The organism is Streptomyces sp. NPDC026673, from assembly GCF_040638135.1.
In the GTDB taxonomy this organism is placed as follows: domain Bacteria; phylum Actinomycetota; class Actinomycetes; order Streptomycetales; family Streptomycetaceae; genus Actinacidiphila.
The window spans coordinates 75,106-91,175 of record NZ_JBEZXR010000010.1; the positions used below are offsets into that span (position 1 = coordinate 75,106).

The window sequence follows — 16,070 nt, forward strand, 5'->3', positions numbered from 1 at the left end:
TGGCTCTTGCCCGGTGGCTCTCTCGCGCGGTTTCTCGCGCCCGGCGCCGGCGGTCAGGCACAGTGGGCCAGGTGGTCCTGCCCGCCGTGGACGCGCTCCGGCCGGCGGTGCGGCCACCACCCCGGTCCCGGCTCCGGCGAGTCGAGGCTCTGCAGCCAGGGCGCGCCGTCGGCCGGTGCGCCGACGCGGTGGAACGAACCGGCGTGGAACAGCAGCGGTGCGGCGTCGGCGGCGCGGGTGATCTCCCGGACCTCGCCGACGTAGAGCACGTGATCGCCCCCGTCGTAGGTCGCCCACGGCGTGCAGGCGAAGGCGGCGATGCCGGTGGCGATGCGCGGGGCCACCGGCCCCTCGACCCAGTCGACGCGCAGGTGCGGCTGGGGCCGGCCGGCGAAGTGCAGTGCGGTGTCGCGATCCCCGCTGCCCAGTACGGAGACCGCGAAGGGCCGCCCGTCGAAGTACCGGCATGCCTTGCTGCGGCGGTCCAGGGAGACCAGGACCAGCGGCGGCCGCAGCGAGACCGCGGAGAAGGCGTTCACCGTGGCCCCGTGGACCGCCTCGCCGACGTGGCAGCTCACGACGGTGACACCGGTCGCGAACCGGCCGAGGCACGCGCGGAATTCGCGCTCGTCGATATCCATGGGCCGCTCCTCTCGCCCCTGCCCGCCGCCTCCGAGATCACGTACGCTATGCGGACAAAAGTTATATAATGCGTACATCAACCAAACTCCTCACATCGGGCAGAGTCAAGGGAGGATCGACGCGATGACCGAGACGGAGCGCCGGGACTACGTGCAGTCGCTGGAGCGCGGGCTCTCCGTGATCACGGCCTTCTCCCAGGGGCACCCGCAGATGAACCTGAGCGAGGTCGCGGCGGCCACCGGACTGAGCAAGCCGACCGCGCGCCGGCTCCTGCTGACCCTGCGGGAACTGGGCTACGTCCGCGCGGAGGGCACCCGGTACGCGCTCACCCCGAAGGTGCTGGGCCTCGGCTACGCCTACCTGTCCTCGCTGAACATCACCGAGGTCGCCCAGCCGTTCATGGAGTCGCTCACCGAGGAACTCCAGGAGGGCACCTCACTGGCCGCCCTCGACGACACCGACGTGGTCTACGTCAACCGGGTCCAGCGGCACCGCATCACCAGCATCAGCCTCGCCGTCGGCACCCGGCTGCCCGCGCACGCCACGTCCATGGGGCACGTCCTGCTGGCCGGCCTCGGCCCCGAGGCCCTGGAGTCGTACCTCGCCAAGGCGGTCCTCCGCCCCATGACGGGGCGCACCTTGACCACGCGTGCCGCCCTCGAGGAACGGCTGCGCACGGTGCGGGAACAGGGGTGGGCGGCCGTGGACCAGGAACTCGAAGTGGGCCGCAGGTCCGCCGCCGCCCCCGTCCGGGACGCCAACGGCCGCGTGATCGCCGCCCTCGCGCTGTCGAACAGCACCGCGGACCGGACCTTCGACCAGCTGCTCTCCGACTACGTACCGCCGCTGGTGCGGACCGCCGGACACATCAGTGCCGCCCTCGGCGGTGGCAGTTACCGGGTGCGGACCCCCGGGCCCCCACCGAGGACGGCCGGCTGACGCTCCGCCACGCGTCCCGCTACATGCCGGTCGCGGGACGGCGCCTGCGACACCGTCCCGCGACCGACGCCTGACGCCGCGCGGATCACCCGGAGCGGAGGGCCCGCTGCAGGGCCTCGATGGCCAGCGTGCGCGCGACGGCCGTCGCCTTGGAGTCGCGGAGGCTGTCGAGCATGAGGAAGTCGTGGACCATGCCCAGCACGCGTACCGCGGTGACGTCCACCCCCGCTTCGCGCAGCTTGGACGCGTACGCCTCGCCCTCGTCGCGCAGCACATCGGCCTCATCGGTGATGACCAGTGTGGTCGGAAGGCCGCGCAACTGCTCGATCTCGGCCCGCAGCGGGGACGCGTAGATCTCCGCGCGCTGCCGGGGATCGGTGGTGTACGCGTCCCAGAACCACTTCATCCCGTCGCGGGTGAGGTAGTAGCCCTCGGCGAACTGCTGGTAGGACGGCGTGTCGAAGTTGGCGTCGGTGACGGGGTAGAGCAGCACCTGAGCCGCCAGGTCGATGTCGCCGCGTTCCTTCGCCATCAGCGCGAAGACGGCCGACATGTTGCCGCCCACGGAGTCACCGCAGACCGCGATGCGGGAGGCGTCGATGTTCCGCTCCTCGCCGTTCTCGATGATCCACTTTCCGACCGCGTAGTTCTGCTCGATCTGCGTGGGGTACTTCGCCTCGGGGGCCAGGTCGTAGACGGGGAAGACCACCGCGGCGTTGGTGCCGACCGCGATTTCGCGCACCAGCCGGTCGTGGGTGTTCTCGTCGCCGAAGACCCAGCCGGCGCCGTGGATGTAGAACACCGCGGGCAGGGTGCCCGTCGCCCCCTCGGGGCGGATGATCCGGGCGCGGACGGTGCCGTACTTCCCGGCGTCGACGGTCACCCACTCCTCGTCCACCGCGGGCTTGGGGACGTCCGTCCCCGCCTGCAGATCGTCGAGGATCTCGCGGCCGTTCGCCGGTGGGACTTCGTAGATGCGCGGGTGCGACGAGGTGGCATCCGCCAACTCCTTGGCCGCGGGTTCCAGGACGGGTGTCGTGGACGGGGACTCGGGCATGTTGCGCTCCTGCCTCGGAGGATCCACTCAAAGCATTGCGGATCGGGTCATGGCGGACCGTGCCAACCGCTTCCCATCGTCTCTCGGTGGCACACCGCCGCAACTTCGGAGGGGGGCCCGTCGCGGTCTGCTCACCGAGCGGGCACACGCTGTCACTTCACTTCCGGGCAACGCCGCCGCCGGCCGGATCCGGCACGCGCTCCGATCGAACCTCGTGGCCACCACGGGACCTTACGACCCGGGGACGTCGGCGCGGCCGCACCGGAAGCGGGGACACCAGCCGGACCGCACTGTCGGTGCCGCGTGGAAGGATCCGATGGACGGCGACGACAGGCTTGCCTGTCGTGACCCGGTCGAGCAGTGCCCCCGCCAGGCGAGCGGGGCCCCGCTCGTTCGTGCGTTTCACGCTGTTGTAAGGTTCGATCTCCGTTCGTTGTACAAGCTTTTACCTCTCAGGGGGGAACTTCTCATGCGCATGGTTCGTCTTGTGGCGATCACCGCTGCGACCGGCACGCTCGCACTCGGTCTCGCGGCCTGCGGTGGCTCCGCGGACGAGGGGGCGAAGGCGAAGCCGTCGCAGAGCTCCGCCAAGTCGGAGAAGAAGGAGGTGCCCCCGGCTGAGGCGCTGCGGGCCGCCACCAAGGCGGCGGTGGAGCAGGCCGCGGCGAAGGTGGCCGTCGACTCCGTCGACCCCAAGGAGGGCAACACCAAGGCCGAGGGCACGCTGAGCTGGAAGAAGGGCTCCGAGGGAGCCGAGCTGAGCATGGACCCGGGTTCCGACGCCGACATGAAGGACATGGCCGGCGAGGACGGCAAGGTGCACATGACCATCACCGATGGTGCCGTGTACCTGCCGATCGAGGGTGAGATGGCCGCTGCCGCCAACGGCAAGAAGTGGCTGAAGTTCGACGCCACCGCCGCGGAGGACAACCCGGCCAAGGACATGCCGCACGGCCCCGTCCAGGCCCTCGCCGCCCTGTCCATCGCCGGCGACCTCGCCAAGGCCGGCGAGGAGCAGGTGGACGGCGCCCAGGCCACCCACTACACGGGCACCGTGGACATCGCGAAGTTCGCGGCGGACAGCAGCGTCCTCGACCTGATCACCAAGGACGAGCGCGACGCCTACGTGGCCGAGCTCAAGGACACCGGCATCAAGAACTCGGTCAAGATCGAGGCGTGGGTCGGCGCCGACGACCTCACCGTCAAGACCATGGAGTCCGGTTCGACGGCCAAGGGCCCGGCCAAGCTGACGATCACGTACTCCGACTACGGTCAGACCTCCGCGGTCACGGTGCCCCCGGCCAAGGACGTCACCACGCTCGCGGAGATGCTGAAGAGCGCCGCCCAGGGCTGAGCCCGGCGACGAGGGCCGAGCCCGGCGTCCCCTGCCACCCGGCAGACCCGGCGGCCACCCCCGCGGCGCGATGCCGCGGGGGTGCGCCGCCATCGCCCACGTGCGTCACCCGGGGAGCCTTCCGGCCGGGAACGCCGCAGGCAGCCCGTACCCTGATGAGGCGATGAACCTCTTCAGCACGCCGTGGGGCGCACTCGAACTGACCCGTTTCCCTGCGGACCCGCGGGAGACCCTGCGGGCGTGGGACGCCGCGGACGACTACCTGCTGCGGCACCTCGCGGAGACCGGGGCGGACCTGACGGGCCGGATCACCGTCCTGGGAGACCGCTGGGGGGCGCTGGCGACCGCGCTCGCCGCCCACCGTCCCACCCAGATCACCGATTCCCACCTCGGCCGGCAGGCCACCCGGGCGAACCTGCTGCGCAACGCCCCACAGGCCGAGGTGGAACTGCGCACCACACGCGACGATCCGCCCGCGCGGATCGACGTCCTGCTCGTCAGGGTGCCCAAGAGCCTGGCCCTGCTCGAGGACCAACTCCACCGGCTGGCGCCCGCGCTGCACCCGGGCACCCTCGTCGTGGGCACGGGCATGGTCAGCGAGATCCACACCTCCACGCTGCGGCTCTTCGAGCGGATCGTCGGACCCACCCGCACCTCACTGGCCGTCCGCAAGGCCCGGCTGATCTTCAGCACCCCCGACCCGGCGGCCGACCGCGGCGCCAACCCGTGGCCCCTGCGCTACGCCCTGCCGGACGACGTCGGCCCGCTGTCGGGACGCACCGTCACCAACCACGCGGGCGTCTTCTGCGCCGACCACCTCGACATCGGCACCCGTTTCCTGCTCCAGCACCTGCCGGACCGGAAGGGCCCGGACCGCGTCATCGACCTGGGCTGCGGCAACGGCGTGGTCGGCACCGCGGCGGCACTCGCCAACCCCGGCAGCGACGTCCTGTTCGTCGACGAGTCGCACCAGGCCGTGGCCTCCGCCGAGGCCACGTTCCGCGACAACGTGGGATCCGCGGCCACGGCCCGCTTCCTCGTCGGAGACGCCGCCGACGTGCTGACCGTCAGCCCGCCCGGCAGCGCCGACCTCGTGCTGAACAACCCGCCGTTCCACTCCCACCGCTCGGTCACCGCCGCAACCGCGCAGCGCATGTTCCAGATCGCCAGGACCGCGCTGCGCCCCGGCGGGGAACTGCTGGTGGTCGGCAACCGGCACCTGGGCTACCACGTGCGCCTGAAGCGGCTCTTCGGAAACTGCGACGTCGTCGCGTCCAACCCGAAGTTCGTGATCCTGCGGGCCGTCAAGCGCTGAACGCCGGACCGGCCACCGTGGCGCGGCCAGCGGTTCGCAGCGCCGCGCCGCGACCGCGGCCGTACCGCCGGGGGTTCCGATCAGGGATGGAACGGATCCTTGTTGTGGGTGAGCGGATACTGGTGCACGGCCAGCGAGTTGTACGACATGCGGTCGTCGTGGGCCTGCTCGCGGCGGGCCTCCTCGATGCGCAGGCCGTCGGCGTTCTGCGTGCGGGAGCTACCGCGGCGCATCAGCTTGACGATCAGAAACACGACGACGACCGCGAGCAGGGACAAGAACACGACCAGTTCGGCCACAGCGGCACTCCCCCGTGCGTCAGCAGCTATGTGACCTGCATCATAGCCGCCGAACAGCACATTTGTCCTCCCCTTTACCTGAGGACGCCGCCGCACGGCACGGCCGCACACCATGGCATGATCGCGCCATGGCATGCGCTCGCCGCCGCATCGTCGGCACCCTGGCTCTGGTCCTGATCGCCGTCGCGGCGGCCGGATGCGCCGATCCCTCCGCCGACCCCCGTGCCGGCGGCGCCGGTCGCGCGGGGAAGGGATTGTGCCCGCCACCCGACGCGCAGCCGGCCGAGCCGTCACCGTGCATGACCCTCGACTGGAACGACCGGGTGGCGGAGAACCACGCGTTCCGCGAGCCCATGCCGATCACCGAGGAGCAGAAGCGGCAGTCCGCACCGAAGGCCGAGGCGCTGGCGGCGGCTCTGACCGAGCTCGCGGCCGGCGGCACCACGCAGGAGACGCTGCGCACGGCGGCCGCTCGGGCCCTGGGGCTGACCTCACGTCAGATCGAGGTACGGGGAATCCACTTCGACCCGCTCCACGATGTGCTGGTCGGCGGCGGCGAGGGCCGGGTGTGCGTCAACGGCACCGTGGACGCGGCGGGCAAGGCCCACGCCGAGGTGATCGGACGTACCGCCGACGGGACCTGCCTGCCGGGGCTGGGCGGCCACTGATCCGGCTTCAGGTGGTCGCCTCGTCGAGGAGTTCCAGGACGTGCCGGTAGGGGCGGCCGGTGGCGCGGGTCATGCCCATCTCGCAGGTGCGGTTGCACGAGGCGTACGCGTCGAACGCGCCCGCGGTGATCTCCGCCGCCTGCGCGGCCGTCGCGGACTCCGTGACCTCCGGGTGGAGCAGCCCCCGGTCCCCGGCGAACGCGCAGCAGCCCCAGTTGTCGGGGACCGTGACCTGTTCGCTGACCGCGGCCGCGACCTGGCGCAGGGCGGCGTCGATGCCCAGGTGGACCGTGGAGCACGTGGGATGCAGGGCCATCGTGCCCATGCGGCGCGGGACGGGCAGGGCGGGAAGCAGGTGCTCGGCGGTGAAGGCCACGCTGTCGACGAAGCGCAGGGCCGAGAACCGCGCGCGGTCGGACTCCGGTAGTACGTCGGGCAGTTGCTCGAGACCATGGGTGCAGGACGATGCGTCGCACACCACCGGCAGCCGTCCGCCGTCGCTGGCCTGCCACAGGGCCTCCAGGGTCCGGGCAGCCATGGTGCGGTGCCCGTCGGTGTAGCCCTTGGACTGCCACGGCGTGCCGCAGCACAGGCCGGTCAGCCCGTCCGGCACCGTGACCCGGACGCCGGCGCGTTCGCACAGCCGCAGGAAGGCGGCGGACGCACCGCCCGAGTCCCCCTCGGAGGCGAAGACGCTGCCGATGCAGGCGGCGAAGAACACCGCCCGGGCCCCGTCGGGGTGGCGCGGCGCCGGTCGGGCCGGGCCGCCGCGGGGGATGTCACCGGACCAGGCCGGCACGAGTTCCGCCGCACCCAGCCTGCGGACCGCGCCGGTGGCGGCCCGGACGACCGGCGAGGGCAGGGCGTGAGCGGTGTTGAGGGCGGCGCGCACGCCGGTGACGGCGGTCCCCCAGTGGCGGGCCGTGGCGTCACCGGCGCGCCGGGCGGGAGCGCTGTGGCGCTGCGCGCGCAGGCGTTTCATGACCGCGCCGGTGTCGATCGTGACGGGGCACGCGGTGACGCAGAGGCTGTCGGCCGCGCAGCTGTCGACGGCCGCGTACGCGTAGTCCGCCTCCAGGGTGCGCCGGCGTTCCTCGTCGCCGGCGGCGGTGGCCAGGGCGATCTCGCGTTGCAGGGCGATGCGCTGACGGGGCGTCGTGGTGACGTCGGCGGTCGGGCAGACCGGTTCGCAGTAGCCGCACTCCACGCACGCGTCGACGGCCGGGTCGACCGCGGGGACGCTCTTCAGGTCGCGCAGGTGCGCGACGGGGTCGTCGGTCAGGAGCACGCCGGGGTTGAGGACGTCGTGGGGGTCGCACAGCCGCTTCAGCTCGCGCATGACCTCGTACAGCTCGTCGCCGTACTGGCGGTGGACGAAGGGGGCCATGGCGCGGCCGGTGCCGTGCTCGGCCTTGAGGGTGCCGCCGGCGTCCAGGACGAGGTCGACCATGGCGTCGGTGAACCGGGCGTAGCGCTCGGTCTCGGCGCGGGTGTCGAAGTCCTGGGTGAGCATGAAGTGGAGGTTGCCGTCGCGGGCGTGGCCGAAGATGACGGCGTCCTGGTATCCGTACCGGTCGAACAGGCCGATCAGGCCCTCGCAGGTGCCGGTCAGCCGCTCCATCGGCACGGCGATGTCCTCCAGGAGCGCGGTCGTCCCGGCGGGGCGCGCTCCGGCGACCGCGGTGTACAGGCCCTTGCGCAGGTGCCAGAGCCGGCCGCGCACGGCCGCGTCGCGGGTGAGCGCGGAGCCGGTGACGGCGGGCAGCCGGTCCAGGACGGGCCGGGCGGCGGCGACCGTGGCGTCCAGGGCCTCCGCGCTGTCCTCGGCGAACTCCACGAGCAGGGCGGCGTGCCGTTCCACCCGCAGCCCCCGCAGCTCGGCCACCGGGTCGGCGGCCTGCTGCGCCATGCGGAGCGACGCGGCGTCGAGGAGTTCGGCGGTACGGGCACCGGCGGCCAGCAGCGCGGGCAGCGCGTCGGTCGCCTCGGCGAGGCCCGGCAGGATCAGCAGGCCGGTGGCGGTGTGCGGGAGCAGCGGGACGGTACGGAAGACGGCCTCGCCGACGAAGCCCAGGGTGCCCTCGCTGCCGATCATCAGGTGGGCGAGGATGTCGGCGGGCTCGGTGTGGTCGAGGAACGAGTTGAGCCCGTAGCCCATGGTGTTCTTCATCGCGAAGAGCCGCTCGATGGTGGCGCGTGCGGCGGCCGAGCCGCGGACCCGGTCGCGCAGTCGGAGCAGTCCGGCGTGGAGACCGGGCTCGTGGGCGCGCAGCGCGGCGTCCGCGTCCGGGGCGGCGGTGTCGACGACGGTGCCGGACGGCAGGACGAACTGCAGCGACTCCATGGTCCGGTAGGCGTTGTCCTGGGTGCCGCAGTTCATGCCGCTGGAGTTGTTGGCGACCAGCCCGCCGATGGTGCACGCGCTCTCGCTCGCCGGGTCGGGGCCGAGGCGTCGCCCGAACCGGACGAGCCGGGCGTTGGCCTGACGGACCGTGAGGCCCGGTTGCAGCCGGATGCGCAGGCCGTCGTCGAGTACCTCGGCGGAGCGCCAGTGCGTGCGGACGTCCACCAGGACGCCGTCGCCGCCGGCCTGCCCCGCCAGGCTCGTGCCGCCGGAACGCAGCGTCAGGGGCACCCCGGCCCTGCGCGCGCCGGCCATGAGCGCGCCCACCTCCGCGGCGGACGCGGCACGCACCACCGCCTGCGGCGTGAAGAGGTACGGCGAGGCGTCGTGGGCCGCCGCCACCCTGCGGGGCACGTCGGTGGAGACCCGCGAGGGGTCGGCCACGCACGCCGTCAGCCACGCGGCAGGGCCGGGGCCGGCGGTCCGGGAGGTGGTGGCGGGCGTGGCGGGGGTGGCGGCGGAGGTGCTCATGGTTCCTCGGGTGCGGCGGTGCGGCGGTGGGACGCTGCGGCGGAGGGTCAGCGGGCGGGGTCGGTGATCCGCAGCAGGCGCGGCGGCCGCGCGGCGGGTTCGGGCAGGCGCAGCGGCGACAGGCCCGGGGTGATGCTGCCCAGCAGCGTGGCACGGCGCGCGCCGGTACCCGAGGGAAGCGCGCCGGGCAGTCCGTTGACCGTGAGGAAGCCCAGCACGGCGAAGGCCAGTGCCTCCTTCGCGTCGGACGGCAGGCCCAGGTCGTCACTCGGGCGCAACGTCACGCCGGGCAGTTCCTCGCCGATCATGCGCATCAGCACCGGGTTCCGGGCGCCGCCGCCGGACACGATCAGGCTCGTGACCCCGTGCGCGCGGCAGGCGTCGGCCACGGTGACGGCGGTGAGCCTGGTCAGGGTCGCCAGGACGTCGTCCGCGGCGGGAGTGGGCACCGCGGCCAGCGCCCGCCGCAGGTAGGGCAGATGGAAGTGCTCCTTGCCGGTGCTCTTCGGCGCGGGCCTGCGGTAGTACGGATCGTCGAGGAGCACCTTGAGCAGGTCGGCGCTGGTACGGCCGGCCGCGGCCCGGCGTCCGTCCTCGTCGTAGGAGGCGGCGCCGCCGGTGAAGTGGCGTACCGCCGCGTCCAGCAGGGCGTTCGCCGGGCCGGTGTCGAAGGCCAGCGGCTCGGCGCCGGGGGCGACGACGGTGACGTTGGCGATGCCGCCGAGGTTGAGCGCGGCGGGCACCCCGGGCAGCCCGCGCAGGAGCAGGGTGTCGGTCATCCCGACCAGCGGGGCGCCCTGGCCGCCCGCGGCGACGTCCCTGCTGCGCAGGTCCGACACCACCGGCAGCCCGGTGGCCTCGGCGATCCATGCCGGCTGCCCCAGTTGCAGGGTGCCGCTGACGGTGCCGTCCTCGACCCAGTGGTGCATCGTCTGGCCGTGGGAGACCACGAGATCGGCGGCGCCCCCGCACAGTTCGTCCAGGGCCCGGAGCGCGGCACCGGCGAAGGCCTGGCCGATGCCGGTGTCCAGGGCGCACACGGCCTGGGTGGTCGTCGCCGCGGGGGGCAGCGTCGCGGCGATCAGGTCCCGCAGGTCGTCGGCGTACGGGACGGACAGATGGCCGAGCGGCCGCATGAGCAGGGTGTCGCCGTCGAGGGTGAGGTCGGCGGCGGCCGCCTCGATGGCGTCGTACGAGGTGCCCGACATCAGGCCGATCACGCGCATGTCTTCTCCCAGTGGCTTTCGCGAGGCGAACGGGTGGGCCCGGGGTGGGCGGCCGCGGTGGTCCGGCGGCCGCCCACCCCGGGCTCGGTCACTCCAGGCCGGCGCCCGCCGCGACGCGGCCCGAGCCGGAACCGGACTCCGGGCCGGCGCCGGGCAGTTCGACCTCGCGCACTTCGCGGACCTCCGGGGCCCGGTGGAACAGGCTCATCACGGCGCCGACGACCAGGGTGATCACCACGCCGATCGGCACCAGCCACTGCGCGGCGATCGCGGTCGGCACGGTCGCCCCGGCCACCGTGACGTCGATCTTCACCCCGCGCACGATGTAGGTCATCACCGCGACGGTGACCAGGAACGCGACCACCGAGTCGACCTCGTTGGCGCGCTTGACCAGCCGTCCGAGCAGGAAGGCGCCGAGCAGCGCGCCGTAGGTGTAGCCGGCGATGGTCAGACCGGTCAGGTACACGTTGCCGGTGCTGGTGCTGAAGGCGCAGGCGAACACCGCCATGAGCACGGCCCACACCAGCGTCATCACCCGGGCGAGCTTCAGCAGCGTCTCCTCCGAGGGGGTGCTGCGGAAGAAGCTGTGGATGATGTCGGCGACGGTGGAGTTCGACATGGAGTTCAGCGCCGAGGACAGCGAGCCCATCGCGGCGCCGAGGATACCGGCGACGAGCAGGCCGGAGACGACCACCGGCAGGCCGTGCAGGATGAAGTTCGGGTAGAGGTTGTCGTTGCTCGTCAGGCCCAGGTCCTGGAAGGACTTGCCCTGGTTGTAGGCCCACAGCAGCGCGCCGACCAGGGAGAACGCGGCGAACTGGAGGGTGACGAAGACACCGGAGGCGATCATGGCCTTCTGGCCGTCGCGCAGCGAGCGGGTGGCGAGGACGCGCTGGACGATCAGCTGGTCGGAACCGTGGCTGGCCATCGCGAAGATGGCGCCGCCGATGATCGCGGTCGGCAGCGCGAACGGGCTGGTGAGGATGTGCGCCAGGTCGAAGTTGGTGTCGAACAGCTTGAAGTGGCCCGAGTGCAGCGCGTCGGAGAAGCCGCTGCCGCCGACGTGGCCGGAGAGCACGGCGATCGTGAGGATGGCGCCGCCCAGGTACAGGCCCATCTGAATGGCGTCGGTCCAGATGACCGCCTTGATGCCGCCGAGGTAGGTGTAGACGACGGTGATCAGCGTGAGGACGATGATGATCACGCGGTAGCTCGCGTCCACGCCGAACTCGGCGAGCAGCAGCTTGATCGGGATCGCGGAGGCGAACAGGCGGACGCCCTCGGCGAGGAGGCGGGTGAAGACGAAGGTGACCGAGGCGAGCCCTTGCAGTTTCAGCCCGAATCTGTCGCCCAGGTACTGGTAGGCGCTGACGAACCCGCCGCGCTTGTACAGGGGGATCAGCACGGTCGCGACGACGACGCGGCCGATGACGTAGCCGAGGGCGAGTTCGACATTGCCGAAGCCCTGCCCGCTGTAGGCGCCGCCGGGCACGCTGATGACGGTCAGCACGCTGGTCTCGGTGGCCACCACGGAGAAGGAGACGGTCCACCAGGGCATGTGCCCTTCGCCGACGAAGTAGTCCTTCGACGTTTTCTGTCGTCCGGCCAGTCGCAATCCGATCCAGGCGATGGCGATCAGATAGACGACGACCACGACGAGGTCGAGTTGGCGCACGCTCGCTCCTAAACAACAGCCGGCGGGATCACCGGCGCGGTGGGGACAGGTGGTGGGGGCGTCGTCCGGCGGACTCGGACGACGTGGGGTTCGTGCGGGACGGAGGCGTCCAGTGCCAGCAGGCGCGCGCCGTCCAGCGGGTCCCCCAGCGGGCTCCGCGGGCGCAGCGGCCGCGCGGTGCCGTCGAGCGCCGCGCGGAGCGGCGCCATGAGCGGTTCACCGAGGCCGGTCAGGCCGCCGGTAACGGTGACGGGCAGTTCGTCACCGGTGATCCGGGCGGCGGCCGCGAGCACGGCCTCGCCCAGCGCGGTGGCGGCGTCCCGGACGATGACGCCGGCGACGCCGTCGCCCGCTTCGGCGGCGCGGGCCACCTCGGGGGCGAAGGAGGCGGCGGTGCGGGCGGGATTCCCGCCGTTCGCGAGCGCCGCGGGCAGGGTGTCGGGGTCGCCGAAGCGGCGGGCGGCCGCGGCCAGCAGGGTGGTGTCCGGGCCGCGTCCGTCGTGCGCGCGCAGCGCGGCCCGCAGCCCGGCGGCACCGATCCAGGCGCCGCTTCCCTCGTCGCCCAGCCACGGGCCCCAGCCGTCGACGCGGGCGTACGAGCCGTCCTCGCCGATGCCGATGGCCACGGAACCGGTGCCGATCGCCAGCACCACGCCGGTGCGGCCGCCGAGGGCGCCCGCATGGGCGGTGACGGCGTCACTGGTGACGGCCACCTCGTCGGCGGGCAGGTCCGCCAGCAGCAGCCCGGCCAGGGCGCGGGCCGCGTCCGGGGCGGTGGCGGCGCCCGCCGCGCCCACGCAGACCGCGGACAGCCGGCCGGGGGCGTGCTCCTCGAGGAGCGGCAGGACGGCGGCGAGCACGGCGGCACGGGCCGCTTCGACACCGTTGTCGGCCGCCAGACCGGGAGCCCCCGGGACCTCGCGGACGGGACCGGCGGGACCGTTCCCGCCCGTCCAGAGCACGGCACGGCAGCCGGTCTTCCCCAGGTCCACCGCCACTGCTGCTGTCATCCGGCACGCCCTCGTGTCCTACGGGATCCGGCACGTCGGGTGGTCACGGTCGGTTCGGTGACCGGCGCGGATCGCGGTGCAGCGAGTATCGGAAGGCAGACGTCCGTATGTCAATAAGTAACTTCGGGAAATGCAGCTCGTAAATTTTTGACGCAACCGCCGGTCGTGGTTACGCTGACGCCACCGACCCAGGAGGGAACCCGTCATGGCCCGCCAGGAACCGTCCCGCACCCCCGCGCAGCCGGCGCAGGAGACCACCGCCTCCGCCGACACCCTGGCGCGCATCCGCGCGGCCCTGCCGACCCTGGCCCCCTCCGAACGGCGGGTGGCGGACGCCGTCCTGGCCGATCCGGGACAGGCGGCGGAACTGTCCATCAGCGCCCTCGCCGAACGGGCCGCCACCTCCGTCGCCACCGTCATGCGGTTCTGCCGGACGATGAAGCTGGGCAACTACCCGCAGTTGCGGCTCGCGCTGGCCGCGGCCGCCGCCCGCGAACACGCCCTGGGCGGCGAACGCCCCGCCCCGGGCACCGACATCAGCGCCACCGACACCCTCGACCAGATCGTCGGCAAGATCATCTACAACGAGGTGCGCGCCCTGGAGGACTCCGGGGCCGGACTCGACATCGAGGCGCTCGGCCGCGCGGTCGACGCCGTCGCGGGCGCCCGGCGCGTGGACATCTTCGGGATCGGCGCCAGCGCCTTCGTCGGCCAGGACCTGCACCAGAAGCTCCACCGCATCGGCCACATGGCGTTCATCTGGACCGACCGGCACGCGGCGCTGACCGCCGCGGCCCTCCTCGGTCCCGGCGACGTCGCCGTGGCCGTCTCCCACTCCGGGGAGACCGAGGACACCGTCGAACCCCTCCAGGCCGCCGCCGAACGCGGCGCCACCACCATCGCCCTCACCAACGTCCCGGGCTCCACCCTGGCCGACAGCGCCGACCTGGTCCTGGCCACCTGCGCCCGGGAGACCCCCTTCCGGTCCGGCGCCACCGTCAGCCGGATCGCCCAACTCGCGGTGATCGACTGCCTGTTCGTCGGCGTCGCCCAGCGCTCCTACGACGCCACGACCGCGGCGCTGCAGAAGACGTACGGGGCCGTGCAGCGCCGCAGGCGCCCGCAGCCCCAGCGCCGCGCACCGGCCGAAGACTGACCGCCGGCCCCGCACCACACCCAGCACCTCCGAAAGGACGACCGCGCCGTGGACCTCAGCACACTCGGCACCGAGACCCGCAACGATCGGACCGCCGAACTGGACCGCATGCCGGTCTCCGAGCTCCTCTCCGTCATGAACGCCGAGGACCAGACCGTCGCCCTCGCCGTCCGCGACGCCCTCCCCGACATCGGCAGCGCCGTCGAGGCCATCACCGACTCCCTGCGCCGCGGCGGCCGCCTCATCTACCTCGGCGCCGGCACCAGCGGCCGGATCGGCCTCCTCGACGCCGTCGAGTGCCCGCCGACCTTCGGCACCTCGCCCGAGCAGGTCGTCGGCCTGCTCTCCGGCGGCCCCGGCGCCTTCGTCGTGGCCGTCGAGGGCGCCGAGGACGAACCCGCCCGGGCGATCGCCGACCTCGACGAGATAGGCGTCGGCGACCGTGACACCGTCGTCGGACTCGCCGCCAGCGGCCGTACCCCCTACGTCATCGGCGGCCTCAAGCACGCCGCCGCCAAGGGCGCCGTCACCGTGTCGGTGGCCTGCAACCGCGACGCGGTCGTCAGCCGCTACGCCGACATCCCGATCGAGGTGCCCACCGGACCCGAGATCCTCACCGGCTCGACCCGGCTCAAGGGCGGCACCGCCGAGAAGATGGTCTGCAACATGCTCTCCACCGCCTCGATGGTCCGCCTCGGCAAGGTCTACGGAAACCTCATGGTCGACGTCCGCGCCACGAACAACAAGCTCGTCGACCGCGCGCAGCGCATGGTCGCCCAGGCCACCGGCGCCGACCTCGACACCGCCGCCCGGGCCCTGCACGCGGCGGGCGGCCACGCCAAGACCGCCATCGTCATGCTCCTCACCGGCACCACCGCCGAGGAGGCCGCCCGGCGCATCGAACAGGCCCACGGCGACACCCGCACGGCCGCCGGACAGGCCTGACCGGCGGCCGTCGCCACGGGAGAAGGGCGCTGGACGGGCCGCGGCACCGCGCCGCCGATAGAGTGAAGATCATCAGGCAGGCCGACCGGGGAAGGTGACGACGGCCATGGCCGGACGGTTCAGCTATCAGAGGATCTACGAGGACACCTTGTCGCGGGACGGCACGCGCGTCCTGGTGGACCGCCTGTGGCCCCGCGGAATGAGCAAGGAGCGGGCCCACCTCGACGAGTGGCTCCGCGACGTCGCGCCGTCGAGCGAACTGCGCCACTGGTACCACCACGACCCGGAACGCTTCGGCGAGTTCCGCGACCGCTACATCGCCGAACTGGAGGACGCCGAACACCGGCCGGCCGTGGAGCACCTGCGCGACCTCGCCGCCCACGACAAGGTCACGCTGCTCACCGCCACCAAGGACGTCGATCACAGCGAGGCCGCCGTGCTCGCCCGGTGGCTGGACTCGGCCGGCCGCGGCAGCCGTTAACGTGGTGGCATGCGCCACGAGGTGACCGATGCCGACACCGCGACGACGGTGGGCAGCGGAGACGTACCCGTACTGTCCACACCGCGGCTCGTCGCGTGGATGGAGGAGGCGACGGTGCGGGCCGCCGCACCGTTCACCGCGACCGGCCAGACGACCGTGGGGACCGCGCTGCGCATCGAACACGTCCGCGCCACGCGCGTGGGCGGCCGCGTGGACGTCTTCGCCGAGCCCCCGGCCGCCGCGAGCGGCCGGCATCTGACCTTCCGCGTGAGGGCGGTCGACGACGCGGGCAGGCTGGTCGCGACCGGCGAGATCGACCGGGCCGTCGTCGACCGGCAGCGGTTCCTCGCGGCCGTGTCCGACGAGGGCCGGAGCGCCGAGCCGACCTGACCGGGGCGGCTCCGCCTCCCCGCGGGTACCCCTCCGGG

General features: G+C 72.9%; 15 protein-coding genes. 8 read left to right on the plus strand and 7 right to left on the minus strand.

What is annotated here, in order from left to right:
• Positions 1-53: 53 nt before the first annotated feature.
• Entirely contained in the window at positions 54-641 is a 588-nt protein-coding gene (locus AB0F62_RS10810; RefSeq protein ID WP_361795183.1) for a flavin reductase family protein, read from the minus strand.
• A gap of 124 nt (positions 642-765) precedes the next feature.
• Between AB0F62_RS10810 and AB0F62_RS10815 the strand changes: the two genes are divergently transcribed.
• Positions 766-1,581 (plus strand): IclR family transcriptional regulator C-terminal domain-containing protein, encoded by an 816-nt coding sequence (locus tag AB0F62_RS10815; RefSeq protein WP_361795186.1) that lies wholly within the window; start codon positions 766-768, stop codon positions 1,579-1,581.
• A gap of 85 nt (positions 1,582-1,666) precedes the next feature.
• On the opposite strand, the gene AB0F62_RS10820 is transcribed toward AB0F62_RS10815, so the two are convergent.
• On the minus strand, positions 1,667-2,638 hold the full coding sequence (locus tag AB0F62_RS10820; RefSeq protein ID WP_361795189.1) for an alpha/beta hydrolase: 972 nt from the start codon (positions 2,636-2,638) through the stop codon (positions 1,667-1,669).
• 487 nt (positions 2,639-3,125) lie between these two features.
• Here AB0F62_RS10820 and AB0F62_RS10825 point away from each other — a divergent pair, with 487 nt between their 5' ends.
• Positions 3,126-3,992 carry a hypothetical protein gene (locus AB0F62_RS10825; protein WP_361795192.1) on the plus strand — a complete coding sequence of 289 codons (867 nt, stop codon included), beginning with the start codon at positions 3,126-3,128 and terminating at the stop codon, positions 3,990-3,992.
• A 163-nt stretch (positions 3,993-4,155) separates the two neighbouring features.
• Positions 4,156-5,307 carry a methyltransferase gene (locus AB0F62_RS10830; RefSeq protein ID WP_361795195.1) on the plus strand — a complete coding sequence of 384 codons (1,152 nt, stop codon included), beginning with the start codon at positions 4,156-4,158 and terminating at the stop codon, positions 5,305-5,307.
• Between the two features lie 80 nt (positions 5,308-5,387).
• Here AB0F62_RS10830 and AB0F62_RS10835 read toward each other — a convergent pair whose 3' ends face one another.
• Positions 5,388-5,606, minus strand: coding sequence for a hypothetical protein (locus AB0F62_RS10835; protein ID WP_361795197.1), 219 nt, complete (start codon positions 5,604-5,606; stop codon positions 5,388-5,390).
• 128 nt (positions 5,607-5,734) lie between these two features.
• Between AB0F62_RS10835 and AB0F62_RS10840 the strand changes: the two genes are divergently transcribed.
• Positions 5,735-6,274, plus strand: coding sequence for a precorrin-3B C(17)-methyltransferase (locus tag AB0F62_RS10840; protein WP_361795200.1), 540 nt, complete (start codon positions 5,735-5,737; stop codon positions 6,272-6,274).
• 7 nt (positions 6,275-6,281) lie between these two features.
• Here the strand turns inward: AB0F62_RS10840 and AB0F62_RS10845 are convergent, their stop codons facing one another.
• The 4 genes from AB0F62_RS10845 to AB0F62_RS10860 all read right to left on the minus strand — a co-directional run bounded on the left by AB0F62_RS10845 (position 6,282) and on the right by AB0F62_RS10860 (position 13,060).
• The gene (locus AB0F62_RS10845; RefSeq protein ID WP_361795203.1) at positions 6,282-9,149 is read right to left on the minus strand and encodes an FAD-binding and (Fe-S)-binding domain-containing protein; all 2,868 of its coding nucleotides are present in this window, start codon (positions 9,147-9,149) and stop codon (positions 6,282-6,284) included.
• Between the two features lie 47 nt (positions 9,150-9,196).
• Complete coding sequence (locus AB0F62_RS10850) at positions 9,197-10,375, minus strand: anhydro-N-acetylmuramic acid kinase (protein WP_361795206.1); 1,179 nt, start codon at positions 10,373-10,375, stop codon at positions 9,197-9,199.
• Positions 10,376-10,463: 88 nt separating this feature from the next.
• The gene (locus AB0F62_RS10855; protein ID WP_361795209.1) at positions 10,464-12,050 is read right to left on the minus strand and encodes a sodium:solute symporter; all 1,587 of its coding nucleotides are present in this window, start codon (positions 12,048-12,050) and stop codon (positions 10,464-10,466) included.
• An 8-nt stretch (positions 12,051-12,058) separates the two neighbouring features.
• Entirely contained in the window at positions 12,059-13,060 is a 1,002-nt protein-coding gene (locus tag AB0F62_RS10860; RefSeq protein WP_361795212.1) for a BadF/BadG/BcrA/BcrD ATPase family protein, read from the minus strand.
• Positions 13,061-13,265: 205 nt separating this feature from the next.
• Here AB0F62_RS10860 and AB0F62_RS10865 point away from each other — a divergent pair, with 205 nt between their 5' ends.
• The 4 genes from AB0F62_RS10865 to AB0F62_RS10880 all read left to right on the plus strand — a co-directional run bounded on the left by AB0F62_RS10865 (position 13,266) and on the right by AB0F62_RS10880 (position 16,032).
• On the plus strand, positions 13,266-14,216 hold the full coding sequence (locus AB0F62_RS10865; RefSeq protein ID WP_361795215.1) for a MurR/RpiR family transcriptional regulator: 951 nt from the start codon (positions 13,266-13,268) through the stop codon (positions 14,214-14,216).
• A gap of 48 nt (positions 14,217-14,264) precedes the next feature.
• Positions 14,265-15,161 (plus strand): N-acetylmuramic acid 6-phosphate etherase, encoded by an 897-nt coding sequence (murQ, locus tag AB0F62_RS10870; protein ID WP_361795218.1) that lies wholly within the window; start codon positions 14,265-14,267, stop codon positions 15,159-15,161.
• 106 nt (positions 15,162-15,267) lie between these two features.
• Entirely contained in the window at positions 15,268-15,642 is a 375-nt protein-coding gene (locus AB0F62_RS10875) for a DUF488 family protein (protein ID WP_361795221.1), read from the plus strand.
• A 9-nt stretch (positions 15,643-15,651) separates the two neighbouring features.
• Positions 15,652-16,032, plus strand: a complete 381-nt coding sequence (locus tag AB0F62_RS10880; protein ID WP_361795224.1) for a hotdog domain-containing protein — start codon at positions 15,652-15,654, stop codon at positions 16,030-16,032.
• The last annotated feature ends 38 nt before the right edge of the window (positions 16,033-16,070 follow it).